General features: G+C 67.4%; 1 protein-coding gene. It reads right to left on the bottom strand.

The window, feature by feature from the left end:
* Positions 1-285, bottom strand: a 285-nt coding sequence (locus tag SB751_RS29640) for a RecQ family zinc-binding domain-containing protein (RefSeq protein WP_410748977.1), incomplete at both ends; no start/stop codon positions are given.

Genomic DNA, 285 nt, shown 5'->3' with positions numbered 1-285 from the left:
CGCTGGGCGCGGAACACACACGAAAGCGCCATTTGCGCCTCGCGCGTGGCGTCCCAGGTGGCAGGCGGCTCGATGCAGGTGTCGCAGTTGCCACACGGCTTGCTCTCCTCGCCGAAGTAAGCGAGCAGACGCACGCGCCGGCAGGTGGCCGTTTCGCACAGGCCGAGCAGCGCGTCGAGCTTGCCCGTCTGCACGCGCTTGTGCTGCTCGTCGGCGTCGGACTCGTCGATCATCTTGCGCTGCTGCACGACGTCGCCAAGGCCATAAGCCATCCAGGCATTGGCC

The sequence above is a fragment of the Cupriavidus sp. SIMBA_020 genome (genome assembly GCF_046535395.1).
Lineage (GTDB): Bacteria > Pseudomonadota > Gammaproteobacteria > Burkholderiales > Burkholderiaceae > Cupriavidus > Cupriavidus campinensis.
This window is presented reverse-complemented; position numbering and strand designations above follow the sequence as displayed.